The sequence below is a fragment of the Methanomassiliicoccales archaeon genome (assembly GCA_013415695.1).
Lineage (GTDB): Archaea > Thermoplasmatota > Thermoplasmata > Methanomassiliicoccales > JAAEEP01 > JAAEEP01.
The window spans coordinates 13,990-26,986 of sequence record JAAEEP010000014.1 but is presented as its reverse complement, the minus strand read 5'-3'; the positions used below and the strand labels follow the sequence as shown (position 1 = coordinate 26,986).

General features: G+C 50.4%; 16 protein-coding genes. 11 read left to right on the top strand and 5 right to left on the bottom strand.

The genetic code is table 11. From position 1 onward, the window contains the following. The first annotated feature begins 61 nt into the window (after window positions 1-61). The 3 genes from GKC03_07775 to GKC03_07765 are packed head-to-tail and all read left to right on the top strand — an operon-like array spanning window position 62 to window position 1,671. Complete coding sequence (locus GKC03_07775) at window positions 62-559, top strand: ArsR family transcriptional regulator (protein NYT12428.1); 498 nt, start codon at window positions 62-64, stop codon at window positions 557-559. A 19-nt stretch (window positions 560-578) separates the two neighbouring features. Next, entirely contained in the window at window positions 579-1,094 is a 516-nt protein-coding gene (locus GKC03_07770) for a tRNA (cytidine(56)-2'-O)-methyltransferase (protein NYT12427.1), read from the top strand. Beyond that, window positions 1,075-1,671, top strand: coding sequence for an HDIG domain-containing protein (locus GKC03_07765; protein ID NYT12426.1), 597 nt, complete (start codon window positions 1,075-1,077; stop codon window positions 1,669-1,671). Before GKC03_07770 ends, GKC03_07765 begins: the two co-directional genes overlap by 20 nt. On the opposite strand, the gene GKC03_07760 is transcribed toward GKC03_07765, so the two are convergent. Beyond that, complete coding sequence (locus tag GKC03_07760) at window positions 1,622-2,131, bottom strand: gamma carbonic anhydrase family protein (protein ID NYT12425.1); 510 nt, start codon at window positions 2,129-2,131, stop codon at window positions 1,622-1,624. The two genes, GKC03_07765 and GKC03_07760, sit on opposite strands and share 50 nt — an antisense overlap. Window positions 2,132-2,174: 43 nt before the next feature. Then, window positions 2,175-2,438, bottom strand: coding sequence for a photosystem reaction center subunit H (locus tag GKC03_07755; protein ID NYT12424.1), 264 nt, complete (start codon window positions 2,436-2,438; stop codon window positions 2,175-2,177). A 212-nt stretch (window positions 2,439-2,650) separates the two neighbouring features. On the opposite strand from GKC03_07755, the gene trxA reads away from it, so the two are divergent. From trxA to GKC03_07740, 3 genes are all read left to right on the top strand, one after another. Then, a complete protein-coding gene (gene trxA, locus GKC03_07750; protein NYT12423.1) occupies window positions 2,651-3,046 on the top strand; it encodes a thioredoxin in 396 nt (131 codons plus the stop codon). Window positions 3,047-3,206: 160 nt separating this feature from the next. Next, window positions 3,207-4,091, top strand: coding sequence for an FAD-dependent oxidoreductase (locus tag GKC03_07745; protein NYT12422.1), 885 nt, complete (start codon window positions 3,207-3,209; stop codon window positions 4,089-4,091). A gap of 5 nt (window positions 4,092-4,096) precedes the next feature. Continuing rightward, the gene (locus tag GKC03_07740; GenBank protein NYT12421.1) at window positions 4,097-4,618 is read left to right on the top strand and encodes a helix-turn-helix domain-containing protein; all 522 of its coding nucleotides are present in this window, start codon (window positions 4,097-4,099) and stop codon (window positions 4,616-4,618) included. Here the strand turns inward: GKC03_07740 and GKC03_07735 are convergent. The 3 genes from GKC03_07735 to GKC03_07725 form a co-directional block, all read right to left on the bottom strand. Further along, entirely contained in the window at window positions 4,587-5,384 is a 798-nt protein-coding gene (locus GKC03_07735; GenBank protein ID NYT12420.1) for an ABC transporter ATP-binding protein, read from the bottom strand. The genes GKC03_07740 and GKC03_07735 overlap by 32 nt on opposite strands. After that, entirely contained in the window at window positions 5,366-6,226 is an 861-nt protein-coding gene (locus GKC03_07730; protein NYT12419.1) for an ABC transporter permease, read from the bottom strand. Before GKC03_07730 ends, GKC03_07735 begins: the two co-directional genes overlap by 19 nt. Window positions 6,227-6,313: 87 nt before the next feature. Further along, window positions 6,314-7,402, bottom strand: coding sequence for an ABC transporter substrate-binding protein (locus tag GKC03_07725; protein ID NYT12418.1), 1,089 nt, complete (start codon window positions 7,400-7,402; stop codon window positions 6,314-6,316). 236 nt (window positions 7,403-7,638) lie between these two features. Here GKC03_07725 and GKC03_07720 point away from each other — a divergent pair, with 236 nt between their 5' ends. From GKC03_07720 to GKC03_07700, 5 genes are all read left to right on the top strand, one after another. Then, window positions 7,639-8,097 carry a helix-turn-helix transcriptional regulator gene (locus GKC03_07720; GenBank protein ID NYT12417.1) on the top strand — a complete coding sequence of 153 codons (459 nt, stop codon included), beginning with the start codon at window positions 7,639-7,641 and terminating at the stop codon, window positions 8,095-8,097. After that, entirely contained in the window at window positions 8,094-8,363 is a 270-nt protein-coding gene (locus tag GKC03_07715; protein NYT12416.1) for a hypothetical protein, read from the top strand. The genes GKC03_07720 and GKC03_07715 overlap by 4 nt, the downstream gene beginning before the upstream one ends. A 16-nt stretch (window positions 8,364-8,379) precedes the next feature. Next, the gene (locus GKC03_07710) at window positions 8,380-9,924 is read left to right on the top strand and encodes a tRNA uridine(34) 5-carboxymethylaminomethyl modification radical SAM/GNAT enzyme Elp3 (GenBank protein NYT12415.1); all 1,545 of its coding nucleotides are present in this window, start codon (window positions 8,380-8,382) and stop codon (window positions 9,922-9,924) included. 106 nt (window positions 9,925-10,030) lie between these two features. Next, window positions 10,031-10,795, top strand: a complete 765-nt coding sequence (locus tag GKC03_07705; protein NYT12414.1) for a tetratricopeptide repeat protein — start codon at window positions 10,031-10,033, stop codon at window positions 10,793-10,795. After that, the gene (locus GKC03_07700; GenBank protein NYT12413.1) at window positions 10,792-12,996 is read left to right on the top strand and encodes a tetratricopeptide repeat protein; all 2,205 of its coding nucleotides are present in this window, start codon (window positions 10,792-10,794) and stop codon (window positions 12,994-12,996) included. Before GKC03_07705 ends, GKC03_07700 begins: the two co-directional genes overlap by 4 nt. Window position 12,997: the final 1 nt, after the last annotated feature.

The window sequence follows — 12,997 nt, the reverse complement described above, 5'->3', positions numbered from 1 at the left end:
AAGGTCCACATCCAAGCCTTTCCATTAGCATTTTATATCTAGCAAACCCAATTAGGTAGGGATGAACAGGATCAAGGTCATCAACGAACCCTCGGAACTGGTTCCGATGTTGAGGGCGGTTGATACTAAGGTTAAAAGAGAGGTTCTCAAGGAGGTGACCTTGGAGTGGAGGACCGCGAAAGAGGTCGAGGAGAAGTATGGTCCCGAGGGAAAGGAGGCGCTGACCTTCTTTGAAAAGATGAAGCTTGTGGAGACTCGATGGCAGTCGACCGATGGCTCATATCCTGAAAAATCCTATCATACATATTATACCTCATTCCACATCAACGCCTCATGGCCCGTATATGAGATATCAGACGTGCTCGCAGTTGCCATGATGGCCGAGGAGGATTTCAAGAGCATCGAGCAGAGAATACTTGATGAGGTGGGACCAGATGGCCGTTTCGCTGGAGATGTAGCGGAGTTGTTGGGTATCACATCCACAATGCTTCGTTCCTTAGTCAAGAGATCCATCCTTTTGGATTACAGGGGCCATCGGATAGAAAGGTTGAAAAGTTGAGACATATCTGGTCGTTCTAATGCAGGATATTTGGATTCTGAGGCTAGGCCATCGTCCCTCGAGGGATAAGCGGGTCACCACCCACGTGGCTCTAACTGCTCGAGCAATGGGCGCCAGGGGAATCATCATCTCCACAAAGGATGAGGAGCTGGAAACCGGGATACGGGACGTGGTGAGCCGATTCGGAGGGGACTTCGAGATCAGGACCGGTGTCAAATGGAAGGAGTTCCTGAAAGATTTCGATGGGCAGGTTGTCCATCTGACGATGTATGGATTGCACATCGATGACGCTCTCGAGCGGATTGAATCAGGAAGGGTCTGCATCGTGGTTGGGGCGGAAAAGGTCCCTGCTGAGGTCTACCAGATTGCAGATATCAACCTGGCCGTGGGTAACCAGCCACATTCTGAAGTGGCTGCACTAGCTGTAGTGATGGACAGGTTCACCGGCGGTGAGGGTTTACGCCAGGACTTCAATGGAAGACTAAGGATAATCCCCACCGAGAGGGGGAAGAGGGTTGAAGGCGATACCGAGTGAGAAGGAATGCCTCCGGTTTCTGAAGGAGGCCGGGTGCTCAGGAAAGGTCATCAGACACTGCTGTGTGGTCAGCGCCGCTGCCGCCCTACTGGCCGATAGATGCGGAGCCGATGTCGAACTGGTTAGAGCAGGGGCTCTTCTACATGATATCGGAAGGTCAAGAACACACGGTATAGGGCACGTGGCTGCTAGTGCGGAGATCGCTCGCTCTATTGGGTTGCCTGATCCAGTCGTGAGGATTATACAGAGACACATTGGTGCCGGACTCTTGAAAGATGAGGTGGAGGCTCTTGACCTTCCGGACGGGGATTATCTACCAGTAACCATTGAGGAGAAGATAGTCTGCCATTCTGACAACCTGATTGATGGCGACGAGATTACCACACTTGAGGATTCCGTGGCGTTCTTCGAATCAAAAGGGCTTTTTGAGGCAGCAAAGAGAATGAAGGCCATGAGCGAGGAGATCACCGCTCTGGTAGGAAAAAGGCCCGACATCCTACTGATGGAGGCAGACCCTTCGTCTGGGCTTAGGGGCCCATGTAGCGCTTATGTTTCCCCGCGATATACTCGTCCCTGAACTTGTGGTAAGCCTTCGCATTCGTCTCTGCAGCCTCCCTGTTAGATTCCTGATTTTCCTTGATTATCTTACCGGGCACACCCACCACAATCGATTTTGGCGGGATCTTCATTCCGCTGGTTACCACGGTTCCCGCCCCAATGATGGAGTCATCTCCTATCTCGGCTCCATTGAGGATCGTGCTATGCATTCCAATGATGCATCTGTTGCCTATATGGGCACCGTGAATCACGGCCCCATGGCCCACCGAAACATCCTTGCCAATGAATGCTGTATCGATGTGATCAACGTGGATCATGACATGCTCCTGAATGTTAGACCCTTCTCCGATTTCTATAGAATTCGCGTCCCCGCGGATCACGGCATACGGCCAGATGCTAGCTCCCTCATGGATCTTGACATTTCCGATAATAATTGCAGTGGGATCGATATAGATCCCTTCGGCAAAACTAAAGCACATACTGGAAGCTAGAGGGGTATGAATAGAAAAAGATTTTACCCGATCACAGAGGGGGACCCTGCGGTCTAGTGCTCACCCGTTTCGGGAAGTACTTCAGAAGGATTATGTCTCCCACGGATTGGATCCATCTGAATGGCACATTGACCGGCTTCGAATCTTCCACCAGTAGGGGGTTGGTCTCGCTGACGAACAGACCGTCGATCAGCTTCTTCTCGAGGTCAATTACGAGGTTGTTTACGTTCCCCAAGAAGATTCCCTTTGGGGTGTACACCTGGAGCCCAATGAACTCAGACGCTTCCTCCAACATCTGCAATCACAGTCGCTCGTATTGCAATTGCTTCTTAAAAATGCTTCGGAACTGGCCCCAATGCAGCAATTCCTCGATTTCATTACCAGAAATCCATTTTTCGAAGAAGAAATTTCGTTCAATATTCATAGGCTGTCGGAGCAAAAGGTTTTTAATAGATTCTGTGGATTTGGTTTTGCACCAGGATTGCACAACCGATGGAGTGTATCCTTATGGACGAGATTGATAAGATCAAGAAGAAGATGATGGATGATATCATGAATGAGGCTTCTAAGGGCAACGGTTGGCCCACTGGACCGGTCGAGGTGAATGACGGTAACTTCGGCGATTTTGTAAGTAAGTATCCCATAACGGTAGTCGACTGCTGGGCTCCTTGGTGTGGGCCCTGCAAGATGATAGCCCCCATTATCGAGGAGCTTTCACACGAGATGAAAGGCAAGATCGCCTTCGGAAAGCTCAACACCGACGAGAACCAAGGCATTGCGAGAGATTTCAACATCTACGCTATTCCCACTTTGCTGGTGTTCAGGGAAGGTCATATCATTGATCAGATCGTTGGAGCCTTTCCCAAAGAAGCGCTCAAGCAGAAGCTGAACACCTTCATCTGAACCAATTGAAAATCCTAATTCATCCTGAAAAACGTGGTCTAGCCTTTCTCATGGCCTTGATTGGCTAGACCATCGATTTTACAATTTTCAAGCTCACTTCAAATCCATCTACTCGAAATCTCTAAGAGGCACTTAAGACAATAGGAAGTGGGGAGATGCTTTGCAGGCAGATGTTACAATAATCGGTTGCGGTCCAGCTGGGATCCAGGCCGCTATTCATTCATCAAGGAAGAAAGCTGATACAATAATGATCGGGCATCCTGAGAAGAGTGCCATATTTGGTCATGAAGTGGAGAACTACTTCGGAATAAAGCTCATTAATGGAAGAGATCTGGTGGATGCAGGTGTTCACCAGGCAGAGCGATTCGGTACTGAGGTGCTAAGGGAAGAGGTAGTGAAGCTAGAGAAAATCGATAATGGATTCAAGGTCCTTACAGACCACGACACAGAGATTACCACAAAAGCGATCATCCTGGCCCCTGGTATTTCTCGTAAGAAGCTTGGAGCAGAGGGCGAGAAAGAGTATTATGGTCGTGGGGTAAGCTACTGTGCTCAGTGCGACTGCAACTTCTTCAGGGGAAAGGTGGTAGCCGTAGTGGGAGGGGAGAGTGAGGCGGCTGCCTCTGCATTGCTGTTGAAGGAGTACGCATCCAAGGTCTACTGGATAGCAGATGAAATGCAGGTGGCCAAACCTCTGATGGCGAAGGTCGAGAAAAGTGACATTGAGGTCATTCACCCGGGGAGGATCGAGAGGATTCTCGGTGAGAAGCTGGTCACTGGGATCGAACTCGAAGGCGGTAGGATCATCGAGGTCAACGGGGTTTTCATCGAGCTTGGAGCCAAAGGCTCCATGGAGCTTGCTCTGGATATCGATATTATCCCAGATCCATCTGGTAAGATCAAGGTTGATGAGGATTGCCAGACCGAGGTGAAGGGGGCCTTCGCGTGCGGAGACGTCACTGGAAAACCATGGCAGTTGGCCCGGGCGGTGGGTCAGGGATGCATCGCTGGTGACAACGCCGCCAAGATGGTGAAAGGGGAATAGATCAAATGTCACTAGTCGACGAGCTGATAGCCGGCATCCTTCGCGGTTCGGGAGGGTTTAAGACTTCTCTGCGCAAAGTTCTGGACGAAGATCTAGAGATGAGCATTCATGAGTTCTGCTCCCGTACTGGGATATCCCAGAGCACGGTCTACAAGATCATGCAGGAGGAGAGAGAACCCAACCTTCGGACCGTCAGGAGCATCATATATGCCGTAAGGAAGCTTGAGAACCACCCAGGAGGCAACTTCATAGCGGTTATCGCTAGTCGCCCAGTCCTCAACACGATAGTGGAACGTATCGTTCGAATTGGCGAAAAGAATGTCAGGGTCAAGGAATACCCCGCAACCACAATTGAGGAGGCAATAATCGCCGCCGTGAATGCGGAAAAGGATGGCGCGATAGCGGTGGTATGTGCCCCAATAGTTGCCCCGACAATTGAAAAGCTTCTGACTGTCCCTGTTACCGTGATCATCCCCAAAGCGAGTATGCTCAAGGCTATTGAGGATGCGGCGGAGAAGTCGGCTTAGATGCATTTGCCATGTTCTCGATCTCCGAGAGGATACTCTTCCTTAGAGAAGCGAATTCGACATCGGCCCTGTCCCGCGGTCGAGGGAGGGTAATCTCGAAAATATCCGCTACAGTACCTGGTCTGGGGCTCATCACCACTATTCTGTCAGAAAGATAAACTGCCTCATCCACGGAATGAGTGATGAATACCACAGTTTTACCTGTCTCCTTCCAGATTCTTAGGAGCTCTTTCTGCATTTGATTCCTTGTCTGGGCATCCAGGGCACCGAATGGTTCGTCCATCAATAGGATTGACGGGTCATTAGCAAGGGCTCGAGCTATACCCACTCTCTGTTTCATTCCACCAGAAAGCTCATAGGGGTGAGAGTTCTCGAATCCAGAGAGGCCAACCAATTCTATGTATTTCTGAGATGTAGCGTGCCTGACCTCCTTGGTAATGTTCTTGATTTCAAGCCCAAACTCAATGTTCTTCCTGACCGTTCTCCAAGGGAATAAGGCGAATTCCTGAAACACCATCCCTCTATCAGAACCCGGTCCTTCTATCTTTTTTCCGTTGAGTAGGATTCGCCCACCTGATGGTTCGACTAAGCCCGCAATTATCCTCAGGAGTGTGGTCTTTCCACAACCCGAGGGACCAAGTACGCAGACAAACTCACCATTACTCACATTAAGATTGAAATCATGGATGGCAACCAGGGTGTCCTCGTCCTTCTCGAAGACCTTCTTCAGATTCTCTATGGAAAGCACTACATTTGTCCCATCCAATTAGACACCCTCCTTTCAATGAAACGACTGAATCCGGTTGTGACGAAACCAAGGATGGCGATCACGATCAGTCCCGCGAACATCCAATCCCATCTTCCAATGTTGCTCTGTTGAATGATGAATTGACCCACCCCCCCTCCTCTAGCTCCAAAGAACTCCGCTGCAACTATGCACATCCACCCTATGCCCAATCCTATTGTTATCCCGGTCATCAGATAGGGAACAGTCGACGGGAAAATGACCTTTCTGAAGAGCGTGGGCTTGCTTGAACCAAGCGTTCTTGCCGCATCCATTAGGATAGGATCCACACTCTTCACTCCGAAGATGACATTGGACAGGACTGGAAAGAATACACCGATGAAGATAGCGACGACTGGACCGAGTATGGAGCCAAGAACGATGAGGAGAAAAGGAATCCAGGCGATAGGCGGTATTGGGCGGAATATCTCAACGATTGGCTTACCGAAATCCTCGGCGATCTTCGAGAATCCCATTATTAAACCAAGCGGGACTGCAATAACAAAGGCCAATATGAAACCAAGAATGAAGCGTTGAAGGCTTGCCCAGATGTGGTCCCACATCGAGAGACCTGTGGCTGGATCTGGTCCTTGGAAAACGATAATGAAAGCGTCAAAGACATCACCAGGCGGGGGTAAGAACTCGCTGGACAATGCATTGGCTATTACCTGCCAGACCACTACGAATGCCGTGAGCGATATGATGGTGATTACGATAGTCCTGATGACCTTAAGATCGAAAAGCCTCGTGAACCATTTCACAATTCCATTGCGAGAAGGACGATCCCCATTGGTCTTGTTATCATCTACCACGGGTCTATTCATCTAACCCCAGCCTCTCACGGGACTATATTTAACAGATTTAAAAAGTTTGTTAAAAGGTTTGAAAAGGGGTTTGAGGAAGTGCAGCTATCACGCCTGTTTGACCTCAAAACCCTGGCCGGTCAGGTAGTCCAGTAGCATCAGATGCTGGATGGATGAAACCCCAGGCGTGGCAAAGGTCTTCCCTTTGAAATCATCTATCGATGTAATCGAGGGGTTTACGAAAATAGCAGATCCCTCTGTGTTTACGACAGATGCGAGACTTATGTCAACCCCTGCGTTCAGATGTTGAAGGATCGCAGGTGGGCTTCCCAGGAAACCAATATCACACTGGCCTCCGGCAAAAGCGGTCATGACCGCACCACCGTTCGCATAACCACCAGGATTGGGATCAATGATGCCGATACCGTACTTCACGAATAGGTTCTCCCCGCCACCGACAGTGGTGTTCATCGCGACCACTCTTGCTAGCTGATGAACATCCCCAGTGAGATATGCGAGTCTCACCTGACCCAAGATGGTTTCGCTTGGCTGAACATCATCGATGTCCACCAACCATGCCGGGTTGATGAAGGAGGCAACGAAGTCGCTAATATTGGAGTAACCTCTCTCCTGAATCTTCGATTCTGCTACTAGTCCCTGCTCGATGTACTTCTCAGTAATGACCTCAAGACCGTCCATGAACTCCTGATCGAATTCGTACTGGAACTTCAGATGCTCAAGGGAGCTCGCAATAACTGTTGTGTTCCTGTTGCTGAAATCAGCACCCATCTCCAAGAGCATTGTATAGTTGGCACTTGAGGTGTTGGAGAGAGCCTCGGCAATCCAACGGTTGGCTTCGACATGGACTTTCACTACTCTCTTCACCAAATCAGGATGATCAACGGCAAATTGGTTATCCACTGCGACTACGCAACATGGATGCCCCGGCCAAAGCTCGTCAGACCACTTCCAGACATTGGTGGTGCCGTCTAGGAATCCGTCTGAGCAGTAGGGTTCCCAAGCAACCCCACCATCAACCTCTCCGGACGCAACGGCGGCTTTCTGGAGGTTTGGGGCAATAGGCGTCCAGTAGACAACATTTCCCTCCTCCTCCTGAGTAAGCCAATACGCACCGGCAATTCCAGCAATCACAATAACCGCGACTATCACCGCTGCCAATATTGTCTTGAAATTCATATTAACACCTACTAATCTGGAATAAAAAGGGTATATTTATCATTTTTTTATAATTAGGAATATGTTATCCTATATGTACAGGTTGCTAGTCCTTATTGTACCCAAGTGTGATAACCTATCATTAATCACGACGGAAAAGACGATCACATGCATAGTGAATGATACACCTTTCAATAATTAGGTGAATTAAAAATAATTAAATTCAATGACTTCATTAGTGGTGATCTGGTGATGAAATTTTCGAGTTAAGTGTTATTAGCAACACCCCACTGACACCACTCACCAACATCGATGATGTGGCTCTTCAGTTTCTAAGACAGATCGGTTATCTCCCCAAAGGATACGATCCCAAGACGGAAGCCAGGACCGTCCAGGAAAGCGTTCCATACCGGCTCTTCATGGACTGCTTCATGCGTAACATCAAACGTGTCTGGCTGGTTGATGAGATGGCCATATATCTTGAGACCACCCGCCCTACCATTTACCGGCATCTGAACAAGCTGAAAGGGATGGATGTCATTGAGGAGTCGGAAACCGAACGGGATGGACAGATGAAGAAGGGTTACAGGATACGATATGGCGACCTTCGCAAGGCGTGGAGCTTCACCGAAGCCAATGTGGAGATGGCCATGGAGAGCTACCGCAAGACCATTGATCATTTCCAGGAGCTTGCGGAGAAGGAGGCGAGGGAATGAAGGATATAGAACCGACCTTCACCAAGGGATCCAAATACAGGATCATGAGCAAGGGGCCAGGTGATGAATTCCTTGTCAGCTTTGGTGAGTTCAAGTACTATACCTCTTTCGGCAACGGGACCGCGATATGCATCGAGCTGGATTCGGAAGAGGGGCAGGGTGGGATCAGGATCATCCCGCTCATGGCTATCTATGCTATCGATGTCATCGAGTCCAAGGAGCCAGAGAAAGAGGACACGGAAGCCACAAGGGTATATTTCGGATGAGCTGGACCGAGAAAACATGGTCGAGGCCGAGTACCACCAGAAACTCATATCCCTCATCTTGGAAGGACGGGTGAGGGACAAGCTGGAACTTCAGAGGAGCAAGATAGAACTCTGTCGTGAGCTAGGGCTATCCAGCGTACCTCCGAATTCAGCAACTTTGAGGTGGGCCGACGAGGAAATCCTACCTTTGTTAATCCCTCTATTGCAGCGAAAGCCGGTACGTACTCTCAGTGGGGTTGCAGTTGTTGCCGTCATGACTTCCCCCGCCGACTGTCCCCATGGTCGTTGCATCTACTGTCCTGGGGGGGTTACCAATGGATCTCCGCAGTCATACACTGGCAAGGAGCCAGCGGCCAGACGAGCCCTGAGAAATGATTTTGATCCATACAGGCAGACCATCGATCGTATCAAGCAGCTGGAGGCCATCGGTCACAGGACCGACAAGATCGATCTCATCGTGATGGGGGGCACATTCACCAAACGCGAGCCTGACTACCAGCAATCCTTTGTCAAGGGGTGCTTCGATGCCATGAATGGGATCCATTCCAATGATCTGGAAGATGCCCATGCCCTCAACGAAACGGCGAGACATCGCTGTATTGGCATGACCGTGGAGACGAGGCCCGATGCCTTTGATGATGAGACCGCCGACCTCTCAATGTACATGGGCACCACTCGTGTCGAATTCGGCGTCCAGATACTGGATGATGATGTTCTTACCGGGGTGGAACGAGGCCACGGCATCGAGGAGGTCGCTCAAGCGACAAAAGTGGCTAAGAAAAGAGGTCTGAAGGTCTGCTACCACATCATGCCTGGACTTCCAGGCTCATCTCCTGAGAACGATCTGGAGTGCTTCAGGAGAGTATTTTCCGATACTAGATTCAGACCGGATATGCTGAAGATATATCCTACATTGGTCGTCAAGGGCACCAAACTATACGAGATGTGGGAGCATGGAGAATACCTCCCTTACTCGACCGACCAGGCTGCGGAGGTGATCGCCCAGATGAAGGCCATTGTGCCCTCATATGTGAGGATACAAAGGATACAGAGGGACATACCGGTCCCCCTGATAGAAGATGGGGTCGATAAGGGACATCTTAGACAGTTGGTCGCCGAACGTCTTGCCCAAATGGGAGGAGGATGCAAGTGCATCCGGTGCCGGGAGGTAGGTTTGTTGGGCTTAGATCCATCCGAGGAGGAGGTCCAGACGGAGATCATGAGTTACGATGCCTCTGGCGGCATGGAGCATTTCATATCATTCGTGCTCGATGAAAATGGTCCGCTGGTGGGCTACGCTCGCTTGCGAATCGAGCCCAAAGAAGACAGCCTGGCACGCCTGAGAGAGCTCAAGGTCTTTGGGAGGATGGCTCCGCTTGAACCAGGCAGCGATGAATGGCAGCACAAGGGGTTCGGCAAGGGTCTTCTCGAGATCGCAGAATCAATCAGTCGCGAGGAGGGGTGTCGAGAGATGCATGTGACAAGCGGGGTGGGTGTGCGAAGATACTATGCCTCCCTTGGTTACTCAAGGAAGGGAGTGTACATGAGCAAGAGGCTCTAGCCCTTTCCGTAACGAATCAATTAATGTTTTAAAATAATCTCAACATACATCAAGGAGAGGGATTTCTCTGCACTGCCTTGGCTGCGGTTCTGGAATATCGGAAGGAATGTTGCTCTGCACTAGTTGCTTCGAGGGCATCAAGGATCCGTTCATCTTCCTGCCCCGGGCCTTTGACCCATACTCTGACCGCAGATTCATGAGGGTGTGCTCTCCTTCCATGATGATAGGTCCTTCTCCTTCGAAAGGAGTGGTGTTCAATAAGGGTCCAGAGGTTGCTGTGAGATTCAGATCGTCGATGGAGGGCGACCAGAGGGAGGTCCCCAATATAATGGACCGCTATCTTTCTTTCATGGGTGTGGGCATTAGATTGAGGGGGGATGAGCGTGTCCCACGAAGGGACATAATCTCCGATTTTCTGGAGGCATCCCTAACCCTGGACTACGATGTACTTCCCTGGGCCAGAGCATCCATACGCATGGGAAACCTGATATCCCTCGTTGTTCGTCGAGTGAGATCTCTTCCAGTGATCGAAGAGGCTAAGGTTGCGTTCATCGAAAGATGGGCAGGTATGGCGAAGGGCATGTACGAGAGAGGGGATGCTTTCCCTCAGCTTAGATGGGTAGCTATTTCCAACCAGGCTCTACTCGAGCACTGGTGTGGCGATCACGATCAGGCATTATCCCTTTTAGAGTATGTGATGAAGAAAAAGCTGAGCGACCAGGATCGTTTGGAGGCCATCATTAAGAAGGCATCAGTGCTTATGGACATCGACCGAGTTCAGGAAGCTGGGAAGCTGATAGCAAAGGTTCCTGATGACCTCGTCGATTTTAGATTGAGCTTAATAAAACAAGTGCTGGGTGGTGGGGAATGAGGAGTCTTGACGAGGTCCTGGATGAGAGGTTGAGGGAAAGGGTCGTCTCAGGACTCAACAAGCTCGATGAAGATCGGTTCAAGTCATTAGTGATCGCCGTGCTTGAGAACCTAGGACTTGAGGTTAACGCTGCAGTGATATCAGAAGACACGGTGAGAATTGAAGCCCGTGGAAAAGATGGTCCATATCTTGTCACGGCTTCTCAGAGGAAGGAGAAGATATCGATCAACTCCCTCAGAAAGCTGAGGGAGAAAGCGGATTTCGTGGAAAGACTTCCTGTGATTGTATCCACTCATGAGATGAGTGAGGAGGCGAAGTTCTTCGCCGATGAGAATGACATTGCATATGCTGACCTCTCCAAGCTCATTGATCTTCTGAGCAAGTTTGGTATGGAAGACAGGGTGCTCAGCGATGTCGACAGGCACATCTTGGAGGAGGAGGGAGGCCGCTACCTTCCCAGCCGCGGCAGGTACGATTCTCTGATCAAGACTGCAGAGAATGATATGAAGGAGGGGCGGTACGGGGAATCTCTTAACAAGCTCGAGAAAGCCATCGAACTCAAGCCAAATCAGGATTCGGTATGGAGAATGAAAGCTAGGGCATTGCAAGCCAAGGGGGACCTTGAGGGTGCCATTGTCTCTTGCAGATGGGCTTCTCAATTGGATTCATCAAATCCGAGCAACTGGTATCTTCTGGCCTTATTATTGCATGAGAATGGCGACTTTGAGGAGGAACTGGTCGCCTATGATTCCACGCTCAGATTGAATCCAAGGATGGCATATGCATTGATCAACAAGGGTGCCACCCTTTTCGAGTTGGGACGTTTGGATGAATCACTGAAGACCTTCGATCGATTGGTCCAACTCTTTCCTAGGGATCCAATGGGATATAACAACAGGGCGCTGGTGCGGAAAGCAATGGGACAGCATCAGAAAGCCCTCGCCGATCTCGACAAGGCCCTTTCCATCGATCCCGACAATATGGACGCTCTTCAGAACCGGGCTTCCATCTTCACTGACAGGGGGGAAGAGGAGGAGGCAATTCAAGCCTGGAGGGACACACTCGCCTTGGACAGATCGAAGCCAAGGATATGGATGGAGCTGGGAAGGGTACAGATGGATGCAGGCCTCTTCGAGGATGCCGCCAGGTCATTCGCGGTTGCCGCATCACTTGATCCCGACCTTGAGGATGCATCAGATCATAGGGACAAGGCTCTGGAAGCCGCGGGAATAATCGAAGGCGGGGAGACGGGGGAGGACACTATCTGCCGTAGATACATGGATGCCTCGCTCCTGCTTGAGGCAATGGGAGACCTCGAGGCCTCGCTCAGCGAGGTGGATAAGTGTCTTGAACTGGAACCTAGCAATCCACAAGCACTTCTGAGAAGGTCCCACATCTTGATGGAGACTGGAAACTTTGAGGAGGCGTTGGCCTCCGTGGGAGACAGCGGAAGGCGTTCAGCCTCAACTGAATCCCTGCTCGATCTTGAAGCGCTTATGCACAGGATGGGTCGTTTAGCCGAGTCCTCAGGCATTCTTGAACTGGTCAAGGATTCGCCCGAGGCTCTTAGAAGGAAATGTATTGTTCTTCTGGAGCAGCGGGACTCAAGACGAGCTATGGAGTGTGCCAAGCGTCTGGGGGAGGGGGAGCTTGAGGAGTCGATAAGTGCTATCGCATTGATAGGGGAAGGAAAGGCTGAATACGCCCTGTTGAACCTCGATAGACTGCTCAAGATCTATCCTCGAAGCCCATGGCTCATGAGTGCTCAAGGTGTCGCAACGAGGATGAAGGGGGACTTGGACAGGGCTGAAAGCATCTTCAGAGAAGCTGTCGAAATCGAACCTGGGTATTCGGATGCATGGAACAACCTCGGTTGCACCCTGTATTTAAAGGGTGAGAACGAGGATGCAGAGAAATGTTTCAGACAGTCTTTGCTGACCAAACAGATGCCTCTTTATCTCACAAATCTTGGATTTTGTCAACTGGCGCTCGAAGATATTGAGGGCGCAAGAGAATCTTTCATCTCAGCGCTGAGGATGGAGCAGACCCCAGAGGCGATCAATGGAATGGGCATAGTCTCCGAGAGAAACAAGGAACTTGTCAGAGCAATCGAGTTCTACGAGGTAGCACTGCAAAGAGCCCCAGGGTTCAGCGATGCCAGGATGAACAAGGAAAGAGTAGCCAAGCTCCTGGAAGAATAGA

What these genes read in the sequence shown, in the direction of transcription:
- GKC03_07775 (NYT12428.1), top strand. Translation starts at nt 62, where the DNA reads ATGAACAGGATCAAGGTCATCAACGAACCCTCGGAACTGGTTCCGATG.
- GKC03_07770 (NYT12427.1), top strand. Translation starts at nt 579, where the DNA reads ATGCAGGATATTTGGATTCTGAGGCTAGGCCATCGTCCCTCGAGGGAT.
- GKC03_07760 (NYT12425.1), bottom strand. Translation starts at nt 2,131, where the DNA reads ATGTGCTTTAGTTTTGCCGAAGGGATCTATATCGATCCCACTGCAATT.
- GKC03_07755 (NYT12424.1), bottom strand. Translation starts at nt 2,438, where the DNA reads ATGTTGGAGGAAGCGTCTGAGTTCATTGGGCTCCAGGTGTACACCCCA.
- trxA (NYT12423.1), top strand. Translation starts at nt 2,651, where the DNA reads ATGGACGAGATTGATAAGATCAAGAAGAAGATGATGGATGATATCATG.
- GKC03_07740 (NYT12421.1), top strand. Translation starts at nt 4,097, where the DNA reads ATGTCACTAGTCGACGAGCTGATAGCCGGCATCCTTCGCGGTTCGGGA.
- GKC03_07730 (NYT12419.1), bottom strand. Translation starts at nt 6,226, where the DNA reads ATGAATAGACCCGTGGTAGATGATAACAAGACCAATGGGGATCGTCCT.
- GKC03_07725 (NYT12418.1), bottom strand. Translation starts at nt 7,402, where the DNA reads ATGAATTTCAAGACAATATTGGCAGCGGTGATAGTCGCGGTTATTGTG.
- GKC03_07715 (NYT12416.1), top strand. Translation starts at nt 8,094, where the DNA reads ATGAAGGATATAGAACCGACCTTCACCAAGGGATCCAAATACAGGATC.
- GKC03_07710 (NYT12415.1), top strand. Translation starts at nt 8,380, where the DNA reads ATGGTCGAGGCCGAGTACCACCAGAAACTCATATCCCTCATCTTGGAA.
- GKC03_07705 (NYT12414.1), top strand. Translation starts at nt 10,031, where the DNA reads ATGTTGCTCTGCACTAGTTGCTTCGAGGGCATCAAGGATCCGTTCATC.
- GKC03_07700 (NYT12413.1), top strand. Translation starts at nt 10,792, where the DNA reads ATGAGGAGTCTTGACGAGGTCCTGGATGAGAGGTTGAGGGAAAGGGTC.